This window comes from Variovorax sp. AB1(2024) (genome assembly GCF_037482385.2).
Classification (GTDB): domain Bacteria; phylum Pseudomonadota; class Gammaproteobacteria; order Burkholderiales; family Burkholderiaceae_C; genus Variovorax.
Window position 1 is genome coordinate 4,801,190 of the sequence record NZ_JBBHKP020000001.1, and the last position, 26,220, is coordinate 4,827,409.

Annotated in this window: 26 protein-coding genes and 2 tRNA genes; 7 read left to right on the forward strand and 21 right to left on the reverse strand. The window is 66.6% G+C overall.

The features are described 5' to 3' along the window. Positions 1–38 precede the first annotated feature (38 nt). From WIX39_RS22395 to surE, 4 genes are all read right to left on the reverse strand, one after another. Positions 39–947 (reverse strand): sigma-70 family RNA polymerase sigma factor, encoded by a 909-nt coding sequence (locus WIX39_RS22395; protein WP_409196359.1) that lies wholly within the window; start codon positions 945–947, stop codon positions 39–41. Between the two features lie 121 nt (positions 948–1,068). Beyond that, complete coding sequence (locus WIX39_RS22400; RefSeq protein WP_409195856.1) at positions 1,069–1,986, reverse strand: peptidoglycan DD-metalloendopeptidase family protein; 918 nt, start codon at positions 1,984–1,986, stop codon at positions 1,069–1,071. 11 nt (positions 1,987–1,997) lie between these two features. Continuing rightward, positions 1,998–2,771, reverse strand: a complete 774-nt coding sequence (locus WIX39_RS22405; protein WP_409195857.1) for a protein-L-isoaspartate(D-aspartate) O-methyltransferase — start codon at positions 2,769–2,771, stop codon at positions 1,998–2,000. 1 nt (position 2,772) lies between these two features. After that, positions 2,773–3,531, reverse strand: coding sequence for a 5'/3'-nucleotidase SurE (surE, locus tag WIX39_RS22410; protein ID WP_106933873.1), 759 nt, complete (start codon positions 3,529–3,531; stop codon positions 2,773–2,775). A 127-nt stretch (positions 3,532–3,658) separates the two neighbouring features. Here surE and WIX39_RS22415 point away from each other — a divergent pair, with 127 nt between their 5' ends. Beyond that, positions 3,659–4,645, forward strand: coding sequence for an NADPH:quinone oxidoreductase family protein (locus WIX39_RS22415; RefSeq protein WP_081268669.1), 987 nt, complete (start codon positions 3,659–3,661; stop codon positions 4,643–4,645). A 90-nt stretch (positions 4,646–4,735) separates the two neighbouring features. Here WIX39_RS22415 and WIX39_RS22420 read toward each other — a convergent pair whose 3' ends face one another. From WIX39_RS22420 to WIX39_RS22430, 3 genes are all read right to left on the reverse strand, one after another. Continuing rightward, positions 4,736–5,080: an H-NS family nucleoid-associated regulatory protein gene (locus WIX39_RS22420; protein ID WP_081268668.1), complete on the reverse strand. Its 345-nt coding sequence runs from the start codon at positions 5,078–5,080 to the stop codon at positions 4,736–4,738. Between the two features lie 272 nt (positions 5,081–5,352). Beyond that, positions 5,353–5,428 (reverse strand) — tRNA-His (locus WIX39_RS22425). Positions 5,429–5,513: 85 nt separating this feature from the next. Beyond that, entirely contained in the window at positions 5,514–6,146 is a 633-nt protein-coding gene (locus WIX39_RS22430; protein WP_106933872.1) for a YbhB/YbcL family Raf kinase inhibitor-like protein, read from the reverse strand. A gap of 149 nt (positions 6,147–6,295) precedes the next feature. Here WIX39_RS22430 and WIX39_RS22435 point away from each other — a divergent pair, with 149 nt between their 5' ends. Both WIX39_RS22435 and WIX39_RS22440 read left to right on the forward strand, forming a co-directional pair. Further along, positions 6,296–6,544 carry a GlsB/YeaQ/YmgE family stress response membrane protein gene (locus tag WIX39_RS22435; protein ID WP_081268666.1) on the forward strand — a complete coding sequence of 83 codons (249 nt, stop codon included), beginning with the start codon at positions 6,296–6,298 and terminating at the stop codon, positions 6,542–6,544. Further along, a complete protein-coding gene (locus WIX39_RS22440; protein WP_106933871.1) occupies positions 6,544–6,888 on the forward strand; it encodes a hypothetical protein in 345 nt (114 codons plus the stop codon). The genes WIX39_RS22435 and WIX39_RS22440 overlap by 1 nt, the downstream gene beginning before the upstream one ends. Before the next feature lie 27 nt (positions 6,889–6,915). On the opposite strand, the gene WIX39_RS22445 is transcribed toward WIX39_RS22440, so the two are convergent. The 6 genes from WIX39_RS22445 to WIX39_RS22470 all read right to left on the reverse strand — a co-directional run bounded on the left by WIX39_RS22445 (position 6,916) and on the right by WIX39_RS22470 (position 12,334). After that, a complete protein-coding gene (locus WIX39_RS22445; protein WP_106933870.1) occupies positions 6,916–7,590 on the reverse strand; it encodes a histidine phosphatase family protein in 675 nt (224 codons plus the stop codon). Between the two features lie 115 nt (positions 7,591–7,705). Next, on the reverse strand, positions 7,706–9,631 hold the full coding sequence (locus tag WIX39_RS22450; protein ID WP_106933869.1) for a SurA N-terminal domain-containing protein: 1,926 nt from the start codon (positions 9,629–9,631) through the stop codon (positions 7,706–7,708). 77 nt (positions 9,632–9,708) lie between these two features. Beyond that, positions 9,709–9,784: transfer RNA gene (locus tag WIX39_RS22455), tRNA-Val, on the reverse strand. 30 nt (positions 9,785–9,814) lie between these two features. Continuing rightward, positions 9,815–10,087 (reverse strand): HU family DNA-binding protein, encoded by a 273-nt coding sequence (locus WIX39_RS22460; RefSeq protein WP_007830705.1) that lies wholly within the window; start codon positions 10,085–10,087, stop codon positions 9,815–9,817. Positions 10,088–10,307: 220 nt separating this feature from the next. Continuing rightward, complete coding sequence (locus WIX39_RS22465) at positions 10,308–11,393, reverse strand: tartrate dehydrogenase (RefSeq protein ID WP_106933868.1); 1,086 nt, start codon at positions 11,391–11,393, stop codon at positions 10,308–10,310. Continuing rightward, complete coding sequence (locus WIX39_RS22470) at positions 11,390–12,334, reverse strand: alpha/beta fold hydrolase (RefSeq protein WP_106933867.1); 945 nt, start codon at positions 12,332–12,334, stop codon at positions 11,390–11,392. The genes WIX39_RS22465 and WIX39_RS22470 overlap by 4 nt, the downstream gene beginning before the upstream one ends. A gap of 38 nt (positions 12,335–12,372) precedes the next feature. Between WIX39_RS22470 and WIX39_RS22475 the strand changes: the two genes are divergently transcribed. After that, positions 12,373–13,332: a LysR substrate-binding domain-containing protein gene (locus tag WIX39_RS22475; protein WP_106933866.1), complete on the forward strand. Its 960-nt coding sequence runs from the start codon at positions 12,373–12,375 to the stop codon at positions 13,330–13,332. Between the two features lie 20 nt (positions 13,333–13,352). On the opposite strand, the gene WIX39_RS22480 is transcribed toward WIX39_RS22475, so the two are convergent. The 4 genes from WIX39_RS22480 to WIX39_RS22495 form a co-directional block, all read right to left on the reverse strand. Next, entirely contained in the window at positions 13,353–14,240 is an 888-nt protein-coding gene (locus WIX39_RS22480; protein WP_106933865.1) for a DMT family transporter, read from the reverse strand. Next, positions 14,237–14,803 carry a CDP-diacylglycerol--glycerol-3-phosphate 3-phosphatidyltransferase gene (pgsA, locus tag WIX39_RS22485; protein ID WP_106933864.1) on the reverse strand — a complete coding sequence of 189 codons (567 nt, stop codon included), beginning with the start codon at positions 14,801–14,803 and terminating at the stop codon, positions 14,237–14,239. Before pgsA ends, WIX39_RS22480 begins: the two co-directional genes overlap by 4 nt. 60 nt (positions 14,804–14,863) lie before the next feature. Continuing rightward, positions 14,864–16,831, reverse strand: a complete 1,968-nt coding sequence (uvrC, locus tag WIX39_RS22490; RefSeq protein ID WP_409195858.1) for an excinuclease ABC subunit UvrC — start codon at positions 16,829–16,831, stop codon at positions 14,864–14,866. 87 nt (positions 16,832–16,918) lie between these two features. Continuing rightward, entirely contained in the window at positions 16,919–18,346 is a 1,428-nt protein-coding gene (locus WIX39_RS22495; protein WP_409195859.1) for a M20/M25/M40 family metallo-hydrolase, read from the reverse strand. Between the two features lie 74 nt (positions 18,347–18,420). On the opposite strand from WIX39_RS22495, the gene earP reads away from it, so the two are divergent. The 3 genes from earP to WIX39_RS22510 all read left to right on the forward strand — a co-directional run bounded on the left by earP (position 18,421) and on the right by WIX39_RS22510 (position 21,182). After that, the gene (gene earP, locus WIX39_RS22500; protein ID WP_409195860.1) at positions 18,421–19,491 is read left to right on the forward strand and encodes an elongation factor P maturation arginine rhamnosyltransferase EarP; all 1,071 of its coding nucleotides are present in this window, start codon (positions 18,421–18,423) and stop codon (positions 19,489–19,491) included. A 153-nt stretch (positions 19,492–19,644) separates the two neighbouring features. After that, the gene (gene efp / locus WIX39_RS22505) at positions 19,645–20,199 is read left to right on the forward strand and encodes an elongation factor P (RefSeq protein WP_081268654.1); all 555 of its coding nucleotides are present in this window, start codon (positions 19,645–19,647) and stop codon (positions 20,197–20,199) included. Between the two features lie 119 nt (positions 20,200–20,318). Next, positions 20,319–21,182, forward strand: a complete 864-nt coding sequence (locus WIX39_RS22510; protein WP_081268653.1) for a TIGR00730 family Rossman fold protein — start codon at positions 20,319–20,321, stop codon at positions 21,180–21,182. A gap of 30 nt (positions 21,183–21,212) precedes the next feature. Here the strand turns inward: WIX39_RS22510 and WIX39_RS22515 are convergent, their stop codons facing one another. From WIX39_RS22515 to WIX39_RS22530, 4 genes are read right to left on the reverse strand one after another with little or no spacing between them, the layout of a single operon-like run. Then, complete coding sequence (locus WIX39_RS22515; protein ID WP_106933860.1) at positions 21,213–22,376, reverse strand: MFS transporter; 1,164 nt, start codon at positions 22,374–22,376, stop codon at positions 21,213–21,215. Continuing rightward, on the reverse strand, positions 22,373–23,740 hold the full coding sequence (locus tag WIX39_RS22520; RefSeq protein WP_106933859.1) for a DNA recombination protein RmuC: 1,368 nt from the start codon (positions 23,738–23,740) through the stop codon (positions 22,373–22,375). Before WIX39_RS22520 ends, WIX39_RS22515 begins: the two co-directional genes overlap by 4 nt. A 24-nt stretch (positions 23,741–23,764) precedes the next feature. Beyond that, the gene (locus tag WIX39_RS22525; protein ID WP_106933858.1) at positions 23,765–24,751 is read right to left on the reverse strand and encodes a 2-hydroxyacid dehydrogenase; all 987 of its coding nucleotides are present in this window, start codon (positions 24,749–24,751) and stop codon (positions 23,765–23,767) included. A 28-nt stretch (positions 24,752–24,779) separates the two neighbouring features. Beyond that, entirely contained in the window at positions 24,780–26,192 is a 1,413-nt protein-coding gene (locus WIX39_RS22530) for a sodium:proton antiporter (protein WP_409195861.1), read from the reverse strand. Between the last annotated feature and the right edge of the window lie 28 nt (positions 26,193–26,220).

The window sequence follows — 26,220 nt, forward strand, 5'->3', positions numbered from 1 at the left end:
CCGATTGTCTCAGCGCGGGCGAAGCGCCCTGAAAGCACCTAGAACAGCGCGTCCCGACCGACCCCGGAGCGCGCCAACTGTCGGCGCATCTTGGCCAGCGCCTCGTTCTGGATCTGCCTGACGCGCTCGCGCGTGAGACCCAGCCGGACGCTCAGCACCTCGAGGGTTTCGGGCTCGCGGTCGTGCAGGCCATAGCGGCCCTCCAGCACCTCCCGCTCGCGCGCGTCGAGCGCATGCACCCACTGGTCGAGCAGGCGCTCGACTTCGTGCGCGTGCGTGGTGCTACTGGGGCTGCCTTGTTCGTCGTCGGAGGCCACGGTGTCGGCCAGCGTGAAGCCGTCGTCGCCGCGCGCATCGCCCGCGTCGAGCGAGCGCGGCGCCTCTGCCAGAGCCAACAGGTCGGCCACCGCCTGGACGTCACGCCCGAGCAGCGCTGCGATGTCTTCCACGCGCACGCCGTCGGGTCGGCGAGCAAGGAATTCGGCGTCGCCTTCGAGCGTGCGCCGGGCACGCAGAACCTGCTGGAGTTCGCGCACCACATGCACCGGCAAGCGGATCGCCCGAGCCTGCGTCATGACGGCGCGCTCGACCGATTGCCGGATCCACCAGGTCGCGTAAGTGGAGAAGCGAAAGCCGCGTTCGGGCTCGAACTTGCCGATGGCATGCATCAGCCCCAGGTTGCCTTCTTCGATCAGGTCGGACATTGGCACGCCACGCCCGAGATAGCCCTTGGCGATGCTCACGACGAGCCGCAGGTTGTGCTCGATCATCGACTGCCTCGCGGCAAAGTCGCCGGCCCGCGCGGCGCATGCGGCCTGGTATTCCTCGGCGGGAGTGAAGAGTTCGGTGCGGCGAACCTGGCGCAGGTAGATGGTGAGGGCGTCGGCGCCCTCACCACCGATCAAATCGGCCGTCGTACCATTGGGCTGTGCGGCCGTGCCCTCCATCGAGCGCAGGTCTTGCTCGGGCGGCTCGCCGGCAGGGTCCGCGGAAGGCGGAAACGCGCTGCCCTTGCCCGCCAACCCGCGCACAGGCGGCGTGCGGCGGGGGCGGGAGGCAGCCATGGCATCACCGGCTGGGCAGGTAACGCGATGGATCGACGGGCTTGCCCTGGCGGCGGATCTCGAAGTGCAGCTTGACGCGATCGGAATCGCTGCTGCCCATTTCGGCGATCTTCTGGCCCTTCTGAACCGACTGGTCCTCCTTCACGAGCAGCGCCTGGTTGTGCGCATAAGCGGTCAGGTAGGTGTTGTTGTGCTTCAGGATGATCAGGTTGCCGTAGCCGCGAAGACCGGCGCCGGCGTAGACCACGCGGCCATCGGCGGCGGCCAGCACCGGGTCGCCCGCCTTGCCGCTGATGTCGTAGCCCTTGTTCTTGGCTTCGTCGAAGCCTGCGATCAGCGAACCGCTCGCGGGCCAGATCCAGCCGAGGTCTTCGTCACCCGACGCGCCGCTGCCCGGACCTGCCGGAGATGCAGTGACGGGAGCCGGCGGCTTGCTTGCGCCGGTGGCGGGCGTTACCGGCGCGATGACGGGAGGCGGCGTCACGGGCTTGGTGACCGCGCCCTCGGAACCGCTGGTTGCTGAAGACGAAGGCGCCGCGGCGACGGAAGTACTCGAGCCGGTCGGGGGAATTACGCGCAGCACCTGGCCGACTTCGATGAGGTCGGGGTTGTCGATGTTGTTCCAGCGCACGATGTCTTGCCAGCGCTGCCCTGTCTCGATGCCGATGCGGCGAATCGTGTCGCCCGGACGCACTGCGTAGTACCCGGGCTTGCCGTAGTTTTCAATGCCGGCAAGCGGCTTGCCGTTCGCGTCGGTGGTGATCGGCGGGCCGCCAGGAACCGTGCCGGGGGCCGGGGCGCGAGTCATGGTGCCGCGGTCTTCGACCGGCGCCGGCCCACGCGGCGTGGAACAGCCCGCGATCACGAGCACAAAAGCCAACGTGATGCCAGCGAACCAATTCCGATTGCCAATACCCTGCATTTGTTATTCCTTCAAGCAATCCCCGATTTTAGGGGGACAAAGTGGACCGCCTCAAGAATGAGCCGCTCCAACCCCCGCGGGGTCTTGTCAATGACGACAAGTGCTTGACCGCCGTTCGCGGAATGGGTCGGCGCCACGATGCGGCCGCCTACCGCGAGTTGCGTGATCCAGGCTTCGGGTACGGCCTCGCCACCCGCCGCGGCAATGATGCCGGCATATGGCGCGCCCTTGGCATAGCCGATCATTCCGTCGCCCAGCATGAGATGCACCGTGGCCAGGCGTAAGTGCCGCAGATTCGTGCGTGCGCGCTCGTGCAGCCCGCGCAGGCGCTCGATGCTGTAGACCTCGGCGGCCACATGATCGAGCACCGCAGCCTGATAGCCGCAGCCGGTGCCGATCTCCAGCACGCGGCCCAGCTTGTCTTGCGGCTTGCCGACCAGCGCCGGCGCGCCGAGCAGCAGTTCGATCATGCGGGCCACCACGCTGGGCTTGGAAATGGTCTGTCCCAGCCCGATGGGCAGGCTCGTGTCTTCGTAGGCCTGGTTGACCAACGCACTGTCGACGAAGCGATGCCGCTCCACGGCACCCATCGCGCGGAGCACGCGCGGATCCGAGATGCCCTGCGCCGCAAGCTTCTGCACCATGCGCGCGCGCACCGCGTCCGAAGCCATGGAGGGAGTGGACGGCACCATGGGCTTGACCGGCGCGGCGGGCATGCGCCCGCGCGTGGCGGCAGAAGCTGTGGGTGTCAGTCGAACGGGGAAACTGGGCCGCTGCGTGGCCATGTCAGTTGCCGAGACGGGCCACCGTCTCGCGCCATTGGCCGAGGTTGGCGTGGTCGGTCAGGTCGATCTGCAAGGGCGTCAGCGCGATGTGGCCCGCGGCGGTGGCGTGGAAGTCGGTACCCTCGCCGCTGTCCTTTGCACCACCCGCGCCGGCGATCCAGTACATGGTTTCGCCACGCGGGCTGTCCTGCGTGATCACTTTCTCGGCCGCGTGTCGGCGACCGAGGCGGCAGACCTTGACCGGCTTGAGCTGGTCGAACGGCAGGTTCGGCACGTTCACGTTGAGCAGGAACGGCGCGCCGCCGAGCATGCGCTCGCGCTCGATCTGCTGCACCAGCCGACGCGCCACCTGGCCGGCCGCATCCACGTGGGCCCAGCCTTTCTCGATCTGCGAGAAGGCGATGGCCGGGATACCGAAAAGATAGGCCTCCATCGCCGCGCCGACAGTGCCCGAATAGATGGTGTCGTCGCCCATGTTGGCACCGTTGTTGATGCCGGAGACCACCAGATCGGGCCGGTAGTCGAGCAGGCCCTTGAGCGCGATGTGCACGCAATCGGCCGGCGTGCCGGTCACGTAGCGAAAGCCGTTGTGCGCCTCGCGCACGTAGAGCGGCGCTGCGAGCGTGAGCGCGTTCGACTTGGCGCTGTTGTTGTGTTCGGGGGCCACCACCTCGACGTCGGCGATGTCCTTCAGCGCGTCGTGCAAAGCGACGATGCCCGGCGCCTGAAAGCCATCGTCGTTGGAAATAAGTATCTTCATGGTGTCCTGGATGCGCCAGATTGTAGGCGCCGGGTGCGTCGCAGCAGGGACAAGGCCGCCCTGCCGCGGCCCCTATCATCGCCCGCATTCATTGCCCTCACCCGACTCACACGAAGGAGACCCGAGCATGCACGCATGGCTTTGCGAAAACCCCACCGGCGTCGATGCGCTGACCTGGAAGGAACTGCCGACACCGACCCCGGGCCCCGGCCAGGTGCTGATCGAGATCAAGGCGGCCAGCCTTAATTTTCCCGACCTGCTGATCGTGCAGAACAAATACCAGATGAAGCCGCCGCTTCCCTTCGTGCCGGGGTCCGAGTACGCAGGCGTCGTGCAGGCGGTCGGCGAAGGCGTCACCCACCTCAAGGTCGGCCAGAACGTGGCCTGCCTGTCGGGCACCGGTGGATTCGGCACCCACACGCTGGCACCCGCCGCGCTGTGCATGCCGCTGCCGGAAGGCTTCGGATACGTCGACGCGGCCGCTTTCATCATGATCTATGCAACCTCCTGGCATGCGCTGATGGACCGCGCCCAACTCAAGGCCGGCGAAACCGTGCTGGTGCTCGGCGCCGCTGGCGGCGTGGGCACGGCGGCCATCCAGATTGCCAAGGCCGCGGGCGCCAAGGTCATTGCAGCTGCATCGAGCGACGAGAAATGTGAACTCTGCCGCTCCATTGGTGCCGACGCGACGATCAACTACACCACTCACGCGCTGCCCAACGGTTTTCGCGATGCCATCAAGGCCGCGACCGACGGCAAAGGCCCGGATGTGATTTATGACCCGGTCGGCGGTGATTTTGCGGAGCCGGCGTTTCGCTCGATCGGATGGCGGGGCCGCTATTTGGTGGTGGGTTTTGCGTCCGGCCCCATTCCGTCGCTGCCATTGAATCTGACGCTCTTGAAAGGCGCCTCGCTGGTCGGCGTGTTCTGGGGCGATTTCGCCAAGCGCGAACCCAAGGCCAATGCACAGATGATGGCCGAATTGGCTCAGTGGTACGGCCAGGGAAAGATCAAGCCGGTGATCGACAGCACGATGCCGATGGCGGAATTGAAGGCCGCCTATGCCCACATGGGTTCGCGCGGCGTCAAAGGCAAACTCGTGATGGTCAACTGAACGGACTGCAGCGCGTCATCGCCCAATAAAAAAGCCCGCGGATGCGGGCTTTTTTATTGGGCAGTTGCCTGCCACCGAAAGCGCAGGCACTTACTTGATCTCGTAATCGGAGAGCGACTTGCCGGCTGCCAATGCTTCAGTCACCCAACGCGGCTTGCGGCCTCGGCCACCCGACCAGGTTTCGCCCGTCGGGCCGCGGTATTTGGCGGCTGCCTTTGCCGGAGCGGCGCCAGTGCTGCGCTTGGCGGCGGTGGCGCGGCCCGTCAGTTTCAGATCAGAAGCCGTCAACCCATATTCGGCAATCTTCTTGCGCAACTCTTCGATCACGCCAGCGCGCTCCTGGTTGCGCAGGTCTTCAGCCTGCTTGCGCAATTGCGCAATCTGCTCGTCGTGCTTCTTGATCTGGGAATTGATATCTGCGAGGGTCGAAGCCATTGTTGGACTCCTGAAATTGAAAACGAGCGGATTTTAATTCAATTTACATTTGTCACGCACGTGCCTCGGGATCAAAAAACCTGCAGTTCATTGCTTTAATGCAACAACTCGCAACGTAAAGTTGCGCCAACCCTGGACGGGATATGCGAATCAGCGGAGGAAAATGAGAGATGGCGCGCCGCAGAAAACGGTGCCGGAAATGACAACGCCGGAGCAAGTCCGGCGGTGTAATCCTTTGATTGCTATTGAGCAATAGCACAAAGGAGATATTTTGGGGTGGCTGATGGGACTCGAACCCACGACGACCAGAATCACAATCTGGGACTCTACCAGCTGAGCTACAGCCACCGCAGAGCCTCAGATTGTAGCGTTAAAAATCGTCGTTTTGACGATCGACTTCAACTCGATTGCTCGAAAGTCGCATTCGTGCATCTCAACCCGCCGCCAGCGGACCTGTGGCGGGCGCGCTTTCCTCGATCTTGATGGAGCCATCGGGCCGCTCGCAGGTGCCGATCAGCAGGCCGCTGGCGATGGCGCTCGCACGCAAGGCTTCGAAGACCTCTTCCCGGCCGGGCGTATCGGAGAACTCGGGCGACTCTCCCAACGCGAACACCTGGAATGCGTAGCGATGCTCTCCATGCCCCGGAGGCGGATCGGGCGGCAGCCACATCGCCTGCAATGCCGAATTGCGTCCGACATGCAGGCCGGCGCCATCGTTGTCCGGGCTCGGTATGGCAGCTTCGGCAAGAGAGCCGCTCTCGGGCGGCAGCCCCACGACGATGGCATGCACGAGCGGGTTGGGCGTCGGCGAATCAGCGTCCTCCACGATCAGCACCAGCGCAGCCGTGCCCGCAGGCAGATCCGTCCATTGCAGGGGCGGCGACACGCCCTCCCCGTCGGCGGTATAGCGCGCGGGTATGGGCGCATGGTCAACGAACGCCATGCTCGTGACGGCGATGGTGGCCATGCCTTCCCGCATGCCGAGCGCATTAAAAACGATGTTGTCCAGCCCCGCGCGAACGCCCTGCAGCGCGTGACCAATGACATCAGGCAATTTTTCCAGCATGCGACGGGTATACCGCCGCGCTGCGTCGCCTCCTGTAGGACGCCGCGCGCCCTCGGTGTCGCGGCGGTCCACATCGCTCCGCTATCATGAAAGAGGGCCGCGCGTACCGCCCGGCTTTCGCCAGTGCCACTCACCTCCAAAGGAATTTCATGAGCATCGTCTGGACTATTCTGATCGGGTTCGTCGTGGGTCTAGTGGCGCGCGCCGTCAAGCCCGGGGACGATTCCGCTGGCTTCATCATCACCACGATCATCGGCGTTGCCGGTTCACTGATCGCAACCTACGTGGGCCAGGCGATGGGCTGGTACATCGCCGGACAGGGCGCCGGCTTCATCGCTTCGGTGCTGGGCGCAATCGTGCTGCTGATTCTTTACGGCCTGATCAAGCGCAAGAGCTGATGCCGCCGCGGGCACCCCGCAAACCACGCGCAAAGCACCACGTCTATGTGGTCGAACTCGACGACCGCGTCTGGAACAACAGCCGCTTTCGTCGTGCCAACCCCGACTACCAACTCGGCAAGCCGTTCGTCTATGTGGGCATGACGGGGCTGGACCCCGACATCCGCTTCGACAAGCACAAGGCCGGCATCCAGGCCAACAGCTTCGTCGAGGAATTCGGCCTGCGCCTGCTGCCCGCGCTCTACGAGCGCTACAACCCGATGCCGTACGAAGACGCCCGTTCGATGGAAGTCGAGCTCGGCATCATGCTGCGCAAGGCCGGCTACGGCGTATGGCAGGCCTGAGCCAGCCCGCGAACCACGACCAGGCACTCAGGCGTAGGTCACCCAGTCTTCGTAAGCCGGGCCGTCCAGATGCGGCAGCGTGTTGTAGGTGACCAGCATGTGCCGCTTCGGGGTGAACGCGAATTCCGTGACCGAAGTGTTGCGGATGCGCAGGTTGAGTTCGATCGTGGTTTCGGCGCTCGTCCCCAGCACATGGCCGACGGCGGTGCTGATCGGGCCGCCGCTGGACACCACCAGCACTCGCGCGCCGTGATGCTTGTCGCGCACGTGGTCGAGCGCTGTGGTCACGCCCGCCAGGAAGTCGACATAGCTGGGCATGCCTGCAGGCTTGGTCTTGCCCTGCATCCAGGCACCCAATCCTTCGCGCAGCAAGCGGAAGTGATGACGGTACATCTCGGGTGAATCGGGCTTCTCCAGCTTGCCTTCATGGATCGTGGCAATGACGGCCTCGCTGTCGTACTCGTTGAGCCCAGGCCACGGCAGCACGTCGTCGCGCGAAAGGCCCAGCCCCTTGGCGATGCCTTCCCAGGTCTGGCGATGGCGCCTGAGCGTGCCGGTGATCACCGCATCGAAAGCCATGCCGCGCTCGCGCCAGTACTCGCCGAGCCGAACGGACTGCCGGTGCCCGAGTTCGCTCAGGTTGTCATAGTCGGCGGCACCAAAACTGGCTTGACCGTGGCGCACGAGATAGAGGGTTCCCATGTGCGGGATTCTGGCAAGAAGCGTGTTCGCCGCTTGTCCCTCGTGCGACCAAAACGAAAAAGCCCGAGCCATTGGCTCGGGCCGTGTCTTGCGTCGAAAAGACTCTTGCTGCGGGTCAGCGACCGGCTGCTGCTGCTGCGCCAGGCAGCGGGTCCGCCGGCTTGGGCACCAGGATCTGGGCCTTGTACCGGTCCTTCAGCATGTCGTAGTACGCGGCGTCTTCGGCGGCGGCCACCGACTGGCCGACCTGCGCCTGCTCCTGCTTCGCGAGTTCGGCCGGCGGCGGCGTGCGCGGGACGACCTTGGTCACGCGAACCACGGCATAGCCTTGCGCGCCCAGGTCCACGCCAACCAGCGCCGGCAGCTTGGCGGCGTCGGCACGCAGCGCGGCGTCGATCACCGGCAGCGGCTGCGATGCCGCATCGCGGCGCGACACGGTCATGGGCGCGCCGAAGGTCGCACCGTCGGCCTTGGCCGTCCATGCGGCGAGCTTTGCTTCACCCTCGGCCTTGGCCAGCACCGCAGCACGCTCGTTGACGATCTGAGCACGGATCTTGTCCTTGACCTCGGCCAGCGGCACAGGATGCGCCGGCGTGTACGTCGTCACGCGGCCCGATGCGAGCTGGCTCGAGCCGACTTCGATCGCCTCGGTGTTCTGCTTGCGCTGCAGCGAATCAGGAGCGAACAACGCGTTCAGGAAGTTGCGGCTGGCCAGCGGGCCTTTGGCACCCGGCACGGGCGTGCGCGCCACGTTGTTGGCGGTCTGGATCGTGAGCTTCAGCTTCTCGGCCGCGGGCTTGAGGCTGTCGGGCGTCTGGTACACGGCGTCGGTGAAGACCTCGGCCGCCTTCGCGAATTCCTGCGTGGCCTGCTGCGAGCGCACCTCGTTCTCGATGGTCGCACGCACCTGTTCGAAAGGCGGCACCACTGCGGGCTTGATGTCGGTCAGGTGAATGATGTGATAGCCGAACTCGGTTTCGATCACGTTGCTGATCTCGCCCTTCTTGAGCGAGAACATCGCGTCTTCGAAAGGCTTGACCATCGCGCCCTTGGTGACGAAGTCGAGGTCGCCGCCCTTCTCTGCCGAGCCCGGGTCTTGCGAGTTCTTGCGCGCCACGTCGGCGAAGGTGTTCGGCGCCTTCTTCACCTCGGCCAGCAGTTCTTCCGCCTTGGCCTTGGCCTTTGCGCGATCGGCTGCGGGCATGCTAGACGGCGCGGTGATCAGGATGTGGCTCGCGCGGCGTTCTTCCTTCGTGCCGAAACGCCCGGAGTTCTGGTCGTAGTAGGACTTGAGATCGGCCTCGCTGACGTTGATGTTCTTCTTGGCGGCGTCGAGGTCGAGCACAAGGTACTCGATGTTGGCCTGCTCCGGTGCCTGGAACTGCGCCGAGTGGTCCTTGTAGTAGGTCTCGATGTCGGCATCGCTCACCGTCACCTTCGAGGCGAATGCCTCGGGGCCGAAGCGCGCGACCTGGATTTCGCGGCTGTCGTAGAAGGCGTTGATCGTGGTGGCGGCCAGTGCCGGCGGCGTGAAGGCCGTGCCCGAAATGCCCAGCATGACCTGTTGCGTTGCCATGTCGGCACGCACGGAAGCTTCGTACTGTTCGGGCGTGCGGCCCGTCACGCGCTGGAAGGTATCGCGGTCGAACTTGCCGTCGGGCGTGCGGAACGAGGCCAGGCCAGGGTCTTGCGCGAAGATGCGCGAGAGGCGGTCTTCCGACACCGTCATGTTGGCCTTGGAAGCAGCTGCCGCCAGCACGCGGTCGCGCACCATGCGCTCCAGGGTGGCGTAGCGCAGCGCATCGGACTCGAGCAGCGTCGGGTCGACGTTGGGAGACTGCTGGCGGATGCGGTCCGTTTCGACGCGGTGCTGCTGGTCCCACTCGGGGCGAGTGATGTCATGACCTTCGATGCGCGCAACCTTCTCGTCCCCGCCGAACCCCTGGTAGCGTTCGACCCCGAAGAACACGAACGAGGGAATGATCAGCAAGAACAAGAAAATCATCACGATCTTGGTGTGCTTGCGGAAGGCTTCAAACATGCTTGAACACTCTTTTTCGACGGCTGTCGGACGGCAATAAAAAAGGCGAACTTGCGGTTCGCCTTTGCATCTGGTGGTGGTGGGTGCTGAGGGGCTCGAACCCCCGACCTACGCCTTGTAAGGGCGCCGCTCTACCAACTGAGCTAAGCACCCCACCGGAATTTGTTCTCCGAGTCTAACGCCTTAGTTCAGCGCGTCTTTCAGCGCCTTGCCTGGACGGAACTTCGGGATCTTGGCGGCCTTGATTTTAATCGCGTCGCCGGTGCGGGGATTTCGTCCCGTGCGGGCAGCGCGTTTGCCGACTGCGAAAGTGCCGAAACCGACGAGCGAAACAGAGCCGCCCTTCTTGAGCGTGGTACGAATGGCGCCGATCGTGGATTCGAGCGCGCGGGTCGCTGCGGCTTTGGAGATGTCGGCGTTCTTTGCGATGTGCTCAATCAGTTCGGTCTTGTTCACAAGGGCCCCTTGTAGAAAAAAAGTTGGTCGGCTTTCGTCAGCTGCGACCTGGCCGCGATGTGTGCGACTCAAGAACCTGGCAGGCCTGACGCCTCGGCAGCGCACTGCCAGCGAGGATTACAACCACTGGTCTGCAGGGTGTCAATAAGACACGGCGCCTTGCCGATCAGCGGAGCGCGCGATTTTAGGGGCCTTTCGTGAACTCCTTTTCCCTTGCGGTTCAAAGCGCTTCTGCGATGGCTTTGCCAAGGTCCGAGGTGCTCGCATTGCCACCGATATCCGGGGTGCGCGGCGCTCCGCTTTGGGGCGCGAGCACCTTCTCGATGGTCGACAGGATGGCGTCGTGCGCCTGCTTGTGGCCCAGGAACTCCAGCATCATCGCGCCGCACCAGATCTGCCCGATGGGGTTGGCGATGCCCTTGCCCGCGATGTCGGGTGCCGAGCCGTGCACCGGTTCGAACAGCGAGGGCGTGGTGCGCTCGGGATTGAGGTTGGCGCTCGGCGCGATGCCGATGGTGCCGGTGCAGGCTGGCCCCAGGTCCGACAGGATGTCGCCGAACAGGTTGCTCGCCACCACCACGTCGAAGAAGTCGGGCCGCTGCACGAAGTGCGCGGTGAGGATGTCGATGTGGAACTTGTCGAGCGTGACGCCCGGATAGCTCTTGCCCATCTCGGCCACGCGCTCGTCCCAGTAGGGCATGGTGATCGAGATGCCGTTCGACTTGGTGGCGCTGGTCAGGTGCTTCTTGGGCCGCGACTGCGCGAGCTCGAATGCGAACTTCAGCACGCGGTCGACGCCCACGCGCGACATCACGGTTTCCTGCACCACGATCTCGCGCGACGTGCCCTGGTACATGCGCCCGCCGATGCTGGAGTACTCGCCCTCGGTGTTCTCGCGCACGATGTACATGTCGATCTCGCCGGGCTCGCGCGGCGTGCCGTCGCGCCGCACCACGGGCGCGATGATGCCGGGCATCAGGCGCGCCGGACGCAGGTTGATGTACTGGTCGAACTCGCGGCGGAACATCAGCAGCGAGCCCCAGAGCGACACGTGGTCGGGGATCTTCTCGGGCCAGCCGACCGCGCCGAAGAAGATGGCGTCGTGGCCGCCGATCTGGTCCTTCCAGTTGTCGGGCAGCATCTGGCCGTGCTTCTCGTAGTAGTCCCAGCTCGAGAAGTCGAAGTGGTCGAACTTCAGGTCGATGCCGAACCTGGTGGCCGCCGCCTCGAGCACGCGCAGGCCCTCGGGCGTGGTTTCCTTGCCGATGCCGTCGCCGGCGATGACTGCGATTCTCTGGGTGCTCATGACGTGGCTCCTGCTTGTAGGGGAAGGGAAAAGAATTCGAGCGCCTCGGCCAGCAATGCGTCGGGCGCCTCCTCGGGAACGTAGTGGCCGCAAGGCAGGGCATGGCCCGACACCTCGGCCGCGCGCTCGCGCCAAAGCGCCAGCACGTCGAAGGCCTTGCCGACCGCGCCATGCTCGCCCCACAGCACGCGCAACGGCTGTGCAAGGCGTTGCCCGGCCGCGATGTCGGCACGGTCATGGACGAGGTCGATCGTTGCGGAGGCGCGGTAGTCCTCGCAGATGGATTCGGCCGTGCCCGCGATGCCGGCGCAGCGTTCGTACTCGGCGAGCACCTCGGGCGCGAACGGCGCCAGCCCCGCATGCCGCCCGCCCATCACGCTGCGCACGTAGCGCACCGGGTCGGAGGCGATCAGCGCCTCGGGCAGCGGCGGCGGCTGGATCAGGAAGAACCAGTGCCAATAGGCCTTGGCAAAGGCCTCGGACGTCTGCTCGTACATGGCGAGGGTGGGCGCGATGTCGAGCAGCAGCATGCGCTCGATCGCCGCCGGATGGTCCGCCGCGAGCCGGTGCGCCACGCGCGCGCCGCGGTCATGCGCCAGCACGCCGAAGCGCTCGAAGCCGTGGTGCCGCATGGCGGCGAGCGCGTCGAGCGCCATTTCGCGCTTGCTGTAGACACGGTGCTCGGCATCGGCCGCCGGCCGGCCCGAATCGCCGTAGCCGCGCAAGTCCAGGGCGACCACGGTGAAGCGCTCGGCCAGCGCCGGCGCCACGCGGTGCCAGATCGCATGCGTCTGCGGATGACCGTGCAGCAGCAGCAGCGGCGCACCCTGCCCGCCGATGCGGCCGTGCATGCGCACGCCGTCGCGCGCAATGTCGAAAGTGGGGAAGGAGAGGAACGAGGTCGTCACGTCGGCGATTGTGCGTTGCGCCCTCGCCGCCATCAAGCAACAATCGGCCAATTCATACTTTCCATTCCGGCATGAATTCCCCCTTGATGGACCGTGGCGACTTGGCGCTGGTGCTGGCCATCCGCGACCAGGGCAGCCTGGCCGGCGCCGCCGACACGCTCGATGTCGTGCCTTCCGTCATCACCAAGCGGCTTGGCGCGCTCGAGGCGCGGCTGAGCCAGCGCCTGTTCGATCGCACCACGCGGCGCCTCAGCGTCACGGCCGAGGGCGAGGCCGTCTGCCTGCATGCGAAGACGCTGCTCGAGGGCTTTGCCGCGCTCGAGAGCGAACTCGGCGAGCGGCAGAACGAGCTGGCCGGCACGATCCGCCTTGCCGCCACATTCGGATTCGGGCGGCGCTGGCTCGGGCCCGCGCTGGCCACTTTCCAGACCCGCCACCCGGCACTGCAGATCGAGCTGCTGCTGACCGAGCAGCTGCCCGACCTCGGCGCCGAAGGCTACGACGGCGCCATCTGGCTCTGGGCCGTGCAGCAGCCCCGCGCGGCCGACTGGGTCACGCGGCGCATCGCGCGCAACCAGCGCGTGCTGGCGGCGTCACCGGACTACCTGGCCCGCCGCGGCATGCCGGCCACGGTCGAGGCGCTGGCATCGCACGACTGCCTGGTCGCGCGTGAAAACGGCGAGGTCAACCAGCGCCAGTTCACGCTGTGGAGCCTGCGCCATGCGCGCGACGGCAGCACGGCGCGGGTGCGCGTGCAGGGCCGCCTTGCCAGCAACTCGGGCGAGATGGTGCGCGACTGGTGCCTGGCCGGGCATGGCGTGATGCTGCGCAGCCTGTGGGACATCGCGCCGCAGCTCGCCAGCGGCGAACTGGTACGCGTGCTGCCGCATTACGCAATGGCGGACGCCGACATCCACTGGGTCGCCCCATGGCGGCCGAAGACGCCGCGCCGCGTGCGGCTGCTGGTCGATCACCTCGCGGAGCAGTTTCGGGCGGAACCGTGGAAGCCGGGCAAGGCCGGCGCACGCTGAATAGACCGGGGCCGGCCGGCTCAGCGTTCGCTGCGCACCACCAGGCTCACGCCGACGGCGGTGAGCGCAATGCCGAGCACGGTCACCAGCGTGATCGGCTCGCTGAACAGCAGCCACGCCATCACCGCCGTGCAGGGCGGCACCAGGTACAGGAGGCTGGTGACGGCGGTGGCGGTGCCGCGCTGTATCAACATATATAGAAGCGAACTCCCGCCCAGCGACAGCGCCAGCACCGACCAGGCCATCGCGCCGCCCGACTGCAGGTTCCACTCGATATGCTGCGGCTCCAGCGCCGCGAACGGCAGCGTGACGAGCAGCGCCGCCGCCATCTGCACCGCGCTTGCGCTGCGCACATCGCAGGGCGCGACGAAGCGCTTCTGGTACAGCGTGCCCGCGGTAATCGAGACCAGCGCCATCAGCGCCAGGCCCATCGTCAGGGCGCTCACCTCGCCGCCCTGCCCGAGCTTGCGCGACACCACCAGGACCAGCCCGGCGAAACCCAGCGCAAGCCCGCCCCACTGCCGCTTGGAAATGCGCCCGCCGTTGAACGACATCCAGACCGCCGTCAGCACCGGCTGGATTCCGACCAGCAGCGCCACCAGCCCGGCACCCATGCCCTCGTGCACCGCGGCCCATACGCCGCCGAGGTAGCCCGCCTGCATCAGGATGCCGGTGACCGCCAGGTGCCCCCACTGGGCGCGCTGCTTCGGCCACGCGACCCGCGCCAGCGCTACCCAAACGCCGAAGCACGCCAGGGACAGCGCATAGCGCACAGCCAGGAACTTGAGGGGTGGCGCATACGGCATGCCGTAGCGCGCGACGATGAAGCCGGTGCTCCAGATCAGCACGAAGACCCCGGGCATCGCCCGCAGCCAGCCCGCATTGCGGGCCGGAACCGCCGAGGTCATTTGGTGCGCGCCCGGATTTCGGGAATGGCCTTCTGCAGGTAGTACACCATCGACCAGATGGTAAGCACGGCCGAGATCCAGATCAGCCATTGGCCCCAGAGACCGGTGTCGATCACCTTGAAGAGACGCCCGTCATACAGAAGGAACGGGATGGCGACCATCTGCACGGTGGTCTTGACCTTGCCGATCATGTGGACCGCCACGCTCTTGCTGGCGCCGATCTGCGCCATCCACTCGCGCAGCGCCGAGATCGCGATCTCGCGGCCGATGATGATGAGCGCCACGAACACGTCGGCGCGCTGCAGGTGGACCAGCACCAGCAGCGACGCGCAGACCAGGAACTTGTCGGCCACCGGGTCGAGGAAGGCACCGAAGGCCGAAGTCTGGTTGAGCTTGCGGGCCAGGAAGCCGTCGAGCCAGTCGGTGGCCGCGAAGACGATGAACATGACCGTGGCGATCAGGTTGCGCATCGGCTCGGCCATCGGCAGGTAGAACACGCCGACGATCAAAGGGATCGCGACGATGCGCGTCCAGGTCATGATGGTCGGTAAGGTCCAGAACATCGCTTGATTGTGTCATGGCGGCGTTACCCCTCGACCGGCGACCGGTTGAGGGCAATCGCCTCAGTGCAGCGCCTTGTAGATCTCTTCCGCCAGGTCGGAGGCGATGCCCTCGACCGAGGCGATGTCTTCCACGCTCGCCGCGGCCACGCCGCGGATGCCGCCGAAGCGTTGCAGCAGCCGCGCCCGCCGCTTCGGCCCGATGCCCGGAATGTCTTCGAGCTGGCTGCCGCCCACCCGCACCTTGGCGCGCTTGGCCCGCATGCCGGTGATGGCGAAGCGGTGCGCCTCGTCGCGGATCTGTGCCACCAGCATCAGCGCGGCCGAGTCCTTGCCCAGGTAGACCTTCTCGCGGCCGTCGGCGAACACCAGTTCCTCGAGCCCGACCTTGCGGCCCTCGCCCTTCTCGACGCCGACGATCAGCGACAGCGGCAGGCCCAGTTCGCCGAACACCTCGCGCGCCATCGAAACCTGCCCCTTGCCGCCGTCGACCAGCACGAGGTCGGGCATGCGCGCGGTGCGGGGCTTCGGCGGGGCTTCGGTGCCGTCGCTCTCGGCGTCGCCGGGCGGCAGCGCGTCGGTCTCGGCCGCCATCGCCTCGGCCAGCTTGCCGTAGCGGCGGTGCAGCACCTGGCGCATGGCCGCGTAGTCGTCCCCGGGCGTGATGCCGTCGATGTTGTAGCGGCGGTACTCCTTGTTCTGCATGGCGTGGTGCTCGAACACCACGCAGGAGGCCTGCGTGGCCTCCCCGGCCGTGTGCGAGATGTCGAAGCACTCGACGCGGAAGTTGTCGAGGTCGTCCGAGGCCAGCTCGAGCGCGTCGGCCAGCGCGCGGGTGCGCGCCTGCTGCGAGCCCTCTTCGGCCAGCAGCCGGGCCAGTTGCAGGCCGGCGTTGGTCTCGGCCATCTCGAGCCAGTGGCGGCGCTGCTCGCGCGGCTGGAACACGGCCGTCACGCGGGAGCCGGACTGCTGCGAGATCGCCTCGATCAGCTCGCGGCTCACCTGCTGGCTCAGCACCAGCGTGGCCGGCACCGGCACGTCGATGTAGTGCTGGGCGATGAAGGCCTCGAGCACCTGCACCTCGATAGGGTCGGCCGCCACGGGAGCTGCATCGTCGCCCTCGTCGCCGTCCAGCTCGCCGTGATGGATCTGCGCCGCGTCTTCCACGTGCACGGGAAAGTACGGCCGGTCGCCCAGATGGCGGCCGCCGCGCACCATGGCCAGGTTCACGCAGGCCTTGCCGCCCTGCACCTTCACGGCCAGGATGTCCACGTCCTTGTCGGAGGCGATCTCGATCGACTGCTGGTGCAGCACGCGCGAGATGGCCGACATCTGGTTGCGCAGTTCGGCCGCCTGCTCGAACTCGAGCTTCTCGGCGTGCGTCATCATGCGTTGCTCCAGCTTGGAGAGCACCAGCTGCGTGTCGCCCATCAGGAAGGCCTCGGCGCTGGCGACGTCCTGCGCATAGGCGTCCGGCGCGATGTGCCCGACGCAGGGTCCGCTGCAGCGCTTGATCTGGTACAGCAGGCAGGGCCGCGTACGGTTGGCGTACACCGTGTCTTCGCAGGTGCGCAGGCGGAACACCTTCTGCAGCAGCTGGATCGACTCCTTCACTGCCCAGGCGCTGGGGTATGGCCCGAAATAGCGGTGCTTCTTGTCTACCGCGCCGCGGTAGTAGGCCAGCCGCGGAAACTGGTGCGACGCGATCTTGAGATAGGGGTAGCTCTTGTCGTCGCGAAACAGGATGTTGTAGCGCGGCTTGAGCGTCTTGATCAGGTTGTTCTCGAGCAGCAGCGCCTCGGCCTCGGAGCGCACCACCGTGGTCTCCATGCGCGCGATCTTCGAGATCATGTGCCCGATGCGGGTGCCGCCGTGACTCTTCTGGAAGTAGTTGGCGACCCGCTTCCTGAGATTGCGCGCCTTGCCCACATACAGCACCGCGCCCGCGGCGTCGAAATAGCGATAGACCCCGGGCAGCTGCGGCAAGGCCGCGACTTCGCTGAGCAATTGATCGGAATGCACGTCTGACATGGCGGCTATTGTGGCGTGCGGCGCACGGCCCGGCAGAGCGCCCGTCCCAAAACCGGCAGGGCTGGAACGAGCCCCGCCGAGGAATGCCTACTTCGCGAGTTCGCTGACCAGCCGGTACAGGAACTCGCGCCCGTCGTACAGGCGCTGGATCTCTATGCGCTCGTCCAGCCCGTGGGCGCGCGCATCGGCGGGCTCCAGGAACATGCCGGTCACGCCGTACATCGGGATGCCGGCATTGCGCATGAAGCGGCTGTCGGTGGCGCCGGTGCTCATGGCCGGCACCACGGGCACGCCCGGCCACATCTGCTGGGTGAGCGACTCCACCGTCTTGACCAGGTCGCCGTTCAGCGGCGATGCCGGGCTGCGCAGCGGCTTGCCCATGTTGCGCACCACGATCTTGTCGTTGCCGACCGCCTGGGTCAGCAGGCGCTCGACCTCGTCGGGGTCGTCGTGCGGCAGGATGCGGCAGTTGACCGTGGCCTTGGCCGACTGCGGCAGCGCGTTCTCGGCGTGGCCGGCCTGCACCATCGTCGCGACGCAGGTGGTGCGGAACTGCGCGTTGTAGGCCGGATTGGCCGACATGCGCTCGATCACCGAGGGGTCGGGGTTGCCAGCGCCCACCGCGCGCATGTCGTCGGCCAGCTGGCCGGTGGCAAACGGCGCGCTGCGCGCGAAGTAGGTCTTGGTGACATCGGCCAGCTTGACCGGGAAATTGAAATTGCCCAGCCGCTCCAGCCCCGCCGACAGCGCGTAGATCGGGTTGCTCCTGGTCGGCACCGAGCTGTGGCCGCCGACGTCTCGCACTTCCAGCATGTAGGTGGTGTACATCTTCTCGGCCACCTGCATGCGGTGCAGGTTCGGCTTGCCGCCGCGCAGTTCACCGCCACCGCCTTCGTTGATGCCGAACTCCGCCTGCAGCAGTTCGGGCTTGTTGTTGATGAGCCAGAAGGCGCCGTTGCTCAGCGCGTCGCCGCGCTCTTCGTCGGCGGTCAGCGCGAGGATGATGTCGCGCTTCGGCTTGAAGCCTTCCTGCTTGAGCTGCCCCACCACCGACACCAGCGCCGAGGCCATGGCCTTGTCGTCGATGGAGCCGCGCGCGGTGAAGTAGCCGCCGGTTTCCTGCAGCTTGAACGGATCGGTCTTCCAGTCTTCGCGGCGGGCCTCGACCACGTCGATGTGGGCAAGCAGGAGCAGCGGCTTCTTGCTGCCGTCGCCCTTGAAGCGCAGCACCAGGTTGCCCTTCTTCGGGAACGGCTCGAAGATCTGGATGTCGCCCGGCGCGAAGCCCGCTTCGATCAGGCGCTTTTCCATGGCGCGCGCGGCCACCGTGTTGTCTCCCGCCGAATGGGTGGTGTTGATTTCCACCAGCTCCTTGTAGATGTCGTGAAAGCGCTGCTGCTGCGGCGTGAGCGATGGCGGCGGCGTTGGCGTCTGCGCCAGCGCGGCGGTCATGCCGCATAGGGCCAGCGACGCGGCGAGCACGGTCTTCACGACGCGGAAGGTCTGCATCCTCATGGTCTCTCTCCGGTGGTTGTTGTGCCGGCCAGCATAGCAAGCGACGCCGCGGAACACGGGCACACTCGCGACCTATGCAATCGAGGCAATGGGACATCTTCTGCCGGGTCATCGACAACCACGGCGACCTGGGCGTCTGCTGGCGGCTGGCCTGCCAACTGGCGGTACGCGGCCAAAGCGTGCGGCTGTGGATCGACGACGCGGCCGCGCTGCGCTGGATGGCGCCGTCGGGACACGAAGGCGTGCGAGTGATCGACTGGCTGGATGCCGCCGCGCTGCAGGCAGCCGTGGCGCAGCCCCCGCCCGACGTGCTGGTCGAGGCCTTCGGCTGCGAACCGGCGCCGGAGCTGATCGCGCGTTTTGCAGAAACACCGGGCAAGGCCTGGATCAATCTCGAATACCTGTCGGCCGAGCCGTACGTGGAACGGCTGCACGGCTTGCCCTCCCCGGTATTCCGGGGTCCGGGCGCAGGGTTGACCAAGCGCTTCTTCTACCCTGGCTTCACGCCAGCGACCGGCGGCCTGCTCCGGGAGACCGACCTTGCGGCGCGGCAGGCCGGCTTCGACCGCACACGGTGGCTTTCCGAACGGCAGATTCCGTGGCAAGCCGGCGAGCGCCTGGTGTCGCTGTTCTGCTACGAGCCGCCAGCGCTGGCCGCGCTGCTGGCACAACTGGCGCACGGCCCTGAACACACGCGGCTGCTGGTGACGGCCGGGCGCGCCGCTCAGGCGGTCAGGGCACTGCTCGGCGCGGAAGAAGCGCGCGGCGCGCTATCAATTTCATACCTGCCTTATCTCACCCAGCCCGATTTCGACCACCTGCTCTGGGCCTGCGACCTGAACTTCGTGCGCGGCGAGGATTCGCTGGTACGCGGGCTCTGGGCGGGCGCGCCGCTGGTCTGGCAGATCTACCCGCAGGATGACGACGCGCACCACGTCAAGCTCGGCGCCTGGCTGGACTGGCTGGGCGCCCCGCACTCGCTGCGGCTTTTTCACCACGCCTGGAACGGCTTCGGCGACGGGCCGTTGCCGCCGCTGGAAATGCAGGGCCCGTGGCGCGAAACCGCCCGGAATGCCCGCGAGCGCCTGCTCGCGCAGGACGATCTCGTCACGCAACTGCAGGAAATGGTCGGCCAAAAAAGCTAAAATAGCGGGCTTTGCGGATTTCGGCCCGGATTCCTTCGGTCCGTGATGCTCTCCGCTAAACCTGCCGCGGGACATGTACCGCGGGGCCAGCAACACCGGCACATACCGTCGATGGCTCCGCGCACCGAGCGGCCAACATCCAGAGACCCTGTTATGAAAATCGCTCAAGAAATCCGCGCCGGCAACGTCATCATGCACGGCAAGGACCCGATGGTCGTCCTCAAGACCGAATACAGCCGCGGCGGCCGCAACTCCGCCACCGTGCGCATGAAGATGAAGAGCCTGATCGCCAACTTCAACACCGAAGTGGTCTTCAAGGCCGACGACAAGATCGACCAGATCGTGCTGGACAAGAAGGAGTGCACCTACTCCTACTTCGCCGACCCCATGTATGTCTGCATGGACGCCGAATACAACCAGTACGAAGTCGAAGCCGAGAACATGGGCGACGCCCTGAACTACCTCGAAGACGGCATGGCCGTCGAAGTGGTGTTCTACGACGGCAAGGCCATCTCGGTCGAACTGCCGACCAGCGTCGAGCGCGAAATCACCTGGACCGAACCCGCCGTCAAGGGCGACACCTCGGGCAAGGTCATGAAGCCCGCCAAGATCGCCACCGGCTTCGAAGTGCCCGTGCCGCTGTTCGTCTCGCAAGGCGACAAGATCGAAATCGACACGCGCACCGGCGAATACCGCAAGCGCGTCTGAGCCTCACCGGCCGATCGACCACCACCCTGTAGAAAGGCTCCGCAAGGAGCCTTTTTCGTTTCCGGGCACACTGGTTGCAACGCTGCACAATCACGCAGGTCCATCTGTCCCGTTTCTTCATGAACAACACGCACGATCTTCACGACAAACGCCTGGCCGACGCCTGGGCCACGCTCCAGTCCCACGCCGACCAGGGCCTCCCGCTCGACCCCGATCCCTCGCGCATCGCCTTCGCCGACCCCGAATTCCTGCTGCGCCGCGAAACCCGCGGCATCCGCATGCAGCTCGAGCTGATGAAGCCCGACGTCGAGCAGCGCGCCCACGGCATCGAGAACACCGTGGTGGTGTTCGGCAGCGCGCGTTTCCGCAGCGAGGAAGACGCCGCTGCCATGATCGCGCAGGCCGATGCGGCCGGCGATGCGGCCGCCTCCGAGCGCTGGCGCCGGCTCGCGCGCAACTCGCACTACTACGAGAAGGCACGCGCCTTCGGCAAGCTGGTCGCGCAGTACAGCAACGACAAGGAGCCGCAGGACAAGCTGTTCGTCTGCACCGGCGGCGGCCCCGGCATCATGCAGGCGGCCAACCGCGGCGCGCATGAAGGCGGCGGCCTCTCGGTCGGCTTGGCCATCGCGCTGCCGATGGAGGAGGAAGCCAATCCGTACGTCACGCCGGCGCTGAGCTTCAAGTTCCACTACTTCGCGATCCGCAAGATGCATTTCATGATGCGTGCGAAGGCGCTGGTGGCATTCCCGGGCGGCTTCGGCACGCTCGACGAGCTGTTCGAGGTGATCACGCTGGTGCAGACCAAGAAGTCGAAGCCGGTGCCGATCGTGCTGTTCGGCTCGGACTACTGGAAGCGGCTGATCGACTTCGACTTCCTCGTCGACGAGGGCGTCATTTCGCCGGGCGACGTGAAGCTCTTCGAGTACGTCGACGCGCCGGACGACGCCTGGAACGCGATCAAGCGCTTCTACAAGCTCTGACCCGGGTCCGCCGCAGGCGGCGGCGCCATCTCAGGCCTTCAGGCCCCAGGTGGCGCGCGCACCCAGCGCCAGCACGCCGCCGACCACCCAGAACACGCCGGCAATGCCGATCAGCGCGCCGAGCGAGCCGAAGAGCATCGGCATCGCCACGCTCGACGCGTTGATGGTCATCAGCCGCAGCCCCAGCGCCTCGCCGTGCCGCGTGTGCGGTGTGATCTGGTGCAGCATGCTCATCACCATCGGCTGCACGGCGCCCAGCGCAAAGCCCAGGATCACCGAGCACACGCCCATGGCCCAGGCCGCGTCGAGCAGCGGATAGACCGCGAACACCAGCGCCGTCACCACGGTGGAGCTCAGGATCACGCCGCGCTCCGAGGCGCGCGATGCGATCACCGGCAGCACCACCCGAATGACGGCCGCCGCGACCGCGAAAGCGCCGAGGATCGAGCCGATCACCGAAGCGCTGATGCCCCGGTCGTGCCCCAGCACCGGCAGCACGAAGGCGTGCACGTCCCAGCTCGACGACTGCAGCCAGTTCACGAAGAGCAGGCGCCGGAACATCGGCTCGCGCAGCAGGTCCCAGGCGCGCGTGGGCACGGCACCGGCCAGCGGCGGCGTGGGCGGCGGCTCGTGAGCGCCGCGTGCGAGCAACCAGCAGACCAGCGGCAGCGCGGCCATCACCGCGAAGCAGACGCGGAAGGCCAGCATGTCCGCCGGCGCGCGGCCTGCGTGGTCGATCAGCATGCCGGCCAGGAAAGGCCCGACGAAATTGGCTGCCGCAGGCGCAATGGCGAGCCAGCTGAACACGCGCTTGAGCTGCGTCGGGTGATGGGCGGAGCGGCCCACATGCCGCTGCAGCGCAATGACGGTCGCGCCGGTGGCGCCGCCGGTCAGCAAGGCCGACAGGCACATCACCGGGAACACGGGGAACACCACCACCAGCCCCGCGCCGACCACCGCCGCGATCACCGACAGCCACAGCGGCCGCTTGAAGCCATGCCGGTCGGCAAAGCGCCCCGCGGGCAACGCCAGGAACACCTGGGTCAGCGCGAACAGCGAGATCAGCACGCCGACCGCCGCCGCGCTGTAGCCCTGCTGCAGCGCCAGCAGCGGTGTGGCGAGGCGCATGCCGGCCATGGTGGCGTGCAGGCAGACCTGGGCGCCGATGACGCGCAGAAGCTCGGAGCCTTTCACGGGGTGTCGTCGCCCTCGCTGTCGGCGGTGGGCGGCAGCAGCGCCTGCGACTGCGCCTCGGGCAGGGCCTCGACCTTGCGCAATGCCAGGCGCATCTGCTTGGCGCGCGTGTCGGCCTTGTCGAGCGTGTCCGACGCCTTGGCCACCTGTTCCTTGATGCGCGCGACCCAGTCGCCGTAGCGCTCGAATTCGGTCTTGACCGCGCCCAGCACCTTCCAGACCTCGGAGGCCTGCTGCTCCAGCGCGAGCGTGCGAAAGCCCATGTGCAGGCTGTTGAGCATGGCGAGCAAGGTGGTCGGGCCGGCCAGCGTCACCCGGTGCTGGCGCTGGATGGCGTCCATCAGTCCGGGGCGGCGCAGCACCTCGGCGTAGAGGCTCTCGACCGGCAGGAAGAGGATGGCGAAGTCGGTGGTGTGCGGCGCGGCGAGGTAGTTGTCGGCGATCGACTTGGCCTCGGTACGGATGCGCGCCTCCAGCGCCTTGGCGGCCAGCTCCGCGCCGGGCGCGTCGGCACGCTCGTGCGCGTCGATCAGGCGCTCGTAGTCGTCGCGCGGGAACTTGGCGTCGATCGGCAGCCACACGGGCGCGCCCTCCTCGCCACGCCCCGGAAAGCGGATCGCAAAGTCGACGCGCTGCCCGCTGCGCGGCTTGGTCTCGATCTGCTTGGCGAACTGGTCGGGCGTGAGCACCTGCTCGAGCAAGGCCTCGAGCTGCACCTCGCCGAACACGCCGCGCGTCTTCACGTTGGTCAGCACGCGCTGCAGGCTGCCGACACCGACGGCCAGCGTCTGCATTTCGCCGAGCCCCTTGTGCACCTGCTCGAGCCGGTCGGCCACCTGCTTGAAGCTTTCGCCCAGGCGGGTTTCGAGCGTGCTCTGCAGCTTCTCGTCGACGGTCTTGCGCATCTCGTCGAGCTTGGCGGCATTGGTCTGCTGCAGCTGCGCGAGCTGGGACTCCATGGTCGCGCGCACCTCCGAAAGACGGCGTGCGTTCGATTCGCTCAGGCCCTGCAGTTGCGTATTGAGCGTGTCGGCCAGCGTCTTCTGCAGCGACGCGAGCTGCAGCGAGAAGGCATCGAGCTGCGCGTTCTGGGTGCGTGTGGCTTCGGCGCCCTGCTGCACCAGAGCGCGCTGGAAGGTGGCAAAGGCCTGCGTGGTTTCCTGGCGGGCACCGCGCGAGCTGTCGGCGATTTCCCGGCGCAGTTCGCGTTCGGTGCGCTCGTTGGCCGAGCCGATGTTGGCAAGCACGCGCAGCAGGTCGCCGTGGTCGGCCGGGGGCTGCCGGCGGGCCAGCAGCCAGATCAGCAGCACGAGCTGGACGGCCGCGAGTACGGCCAGTCCGATCAGGATAAGGGCAGTGTCCAAGGTCTGGTTGTCGCCTCTTGCTTCTTACTTGCCGGCGGCGGGCACGGGCGTGACCGGCGTCAGCGGTCCCTTGCCGCCGAAGTAGGCGATGAGGTTGTCGGCTGCCAGGTCGGCCATCGCGCGGCGCGTGGGCACGGTGGCGCTGGCGATGTGCGGCGTGAGCACCACGTTGGGCACGGTCAGCAGGTCGGGATGGACCTTGGGCTCGCCCTCGAACACGTCGAGGCCGGCGGCGGCGATGCGCTTTTCGCGCAATGCAACAGCCAGCGCCGCGTCGTCCACGATGCCGCCGCGCGCGATGTTGACGAGCGTGGCCGTCGGCTTCATCAGCGCGATTTCCGCCGCGCCGATGGTGTGGTGCGAAGCCGCCGAGTACGGCACCACCAGCACCACGTGGTCGGCGGTCTTGAGCAGCTCTTCCTTGCTCACGTAGCTGGCCTTGCATTCGGCCTCGAGCGAGGCGTCGAGCTTCGAGCGGTTGTGATAGACCACCTTCATGCCGAAGCCGTGCGCGCCGCGCTTCGCAATGCCCTGCCCGATGCGGCCCATGCCGATGATGCCCAGCGTGGAGCCGTGGATGTCGGAGCCCGCGAACATGTCGAAGCTCCATTTCTGCCACTTGCCCGCGCGCAGGAAGTGTTCGCTCTCGGTGATGCGGCGTGCCGTGGCCATGAGCAGCGCGAAGCCGAAGTCGGCGGTGGTCTCGGTCAGCACGTCGGGCGCGTTGGTGCCGAGCACGCCGCGCGCGGCCATCGCGTCGACGTCGAAGTTGTTGTAGCCCACCGCCATGTTGGCGCAGATCTTCAGGTCGGGGCAGGCGTCGAGCACGGCGGCGTCGATGCGCTCGCTGCCGGTGGTGAAGGCGCCCGCCTTGCCCTGCAGCCTGGCGATGAGCTGATCCTTGCTCCAGCTTTCGTCGGACTGGTTCGACTCGACCTCGAAATGCTGCGACAGGCGCTCGATGGTCTCGGGAAAGATCGCGCGCGCGACCAGGATCTTGGGCTTGCTCATGATGTTGTCTCTTGTCGAAGGAAGAAGATCAGCGGAAGAAGATGAAGGTGCAGATGACGAACAGCGGAACCAGGATCGCCATCGACCACGCCATGTACCCGAAGAAGCTCGGCATGCGCACGCCGCGGCTTTCGGCGATGGCCTTGACCATGAGGTTCGGCGCGTTGCCGATGTAGGTGTTGGCGCCCATGAACACCGCCCCGGCCGAAATGGCGGCCAGCGTGGAGGCATAGGTGGTCATCAGCGTGGCCGGATCGCCGCCAGCGGTGTTGAAGAACACGAGGTAGGTCGGCGCGTTGTCGAGGAAGGAACTCAGCAAGCCGGTGGCCCAGAAGTACATCGCCGGATCGGGCTGGCCGTCGGCGCGCGTCACGGCCGAGACGATCGCGCCGAACGGGCCTTGCGTGCCGGCCTTGAGCATCGCGATCACCGGAATGATGGTCAGGAAGATGCCCGCGAACAGCTTGGCCACCTCGGCCATCGGGCCCCATTCGAACTGGTTGTCCGCGTGCACCTTGGGCGCGGTGAGCTTGTACGAGACCACCGCGATCAGCGCCAGCCCCACGTCGCGCAGCAGGCCCGGCAGGCCGACTTCGGTGCCGAACACGTCGAACACCACGGGCGACTTCCAGAAGCCGCTCATCAGCACCAGCGCGACGATGCCGCCCAGCAGCCAGAAGTTGGCGGCGCCGTCGAAGCGGATGCCTGTCGTGTCCGGCGTCGGGTCGACCGGCAGCACGCCTTCCTTGCGGTAGTAGTGGCGGTCGATGAAATAGAACAACGCCAGCAGCACGGCCAGGATGAAGAGCGTCTCGGGCAGGATGTTCTGCACGGTCCAGAAAAAGCTGACGCCCTTCAGGAAGCCGAGGAACAGCGGCGGATCGCCCAGCGGCGTGAGCGAGCCGCCCGCGTTCGACACGATGAAGATGAAGAACACGATCACATGCACCCTGTGCACGCGGTTGTCGTTGGCGCGGATCAGCGGCCGTATCAGCAGCATCGAGGCCCCCGTGGTGCCCATGAAGCTAGCCAGCACCGCGCCGATGGCAAGGATGGCCGTGTTGAGCCCCGGCGCGCCGCGCAGGTTGCCCCGGATATGGATGCCGCCCGCCACGGTGAACAGCGCCGTCAGCAGGATGATGAACGGGATGTACTCGGCCACCAGCGCATGCACCAGCTGCACGCCGGCCAGCGTCGCGCCGTAGGTGGCGGCAAAGGGCAGCAGGAAGGCCAGTGCCCAGGCCGCGGACATCTTGCCGTAATGGTGGTGCCAGAACGATGGCGCAAGCAGCGGCATCAGCGCGATCGACAGCAGGATGCCCGCGAAGGGCACGCCCCACAGCGGCGACAGCTTGCCGCCGTCGAAGTCGGCGGCCGTGGCCAGGGCGGGAAGAAGGAGCAGCGGCACCGCGGCCGCGGTCAGTCGGATCGTTTTTTTCATCGGGGCTGTACCGTACCAGACCGTGCGG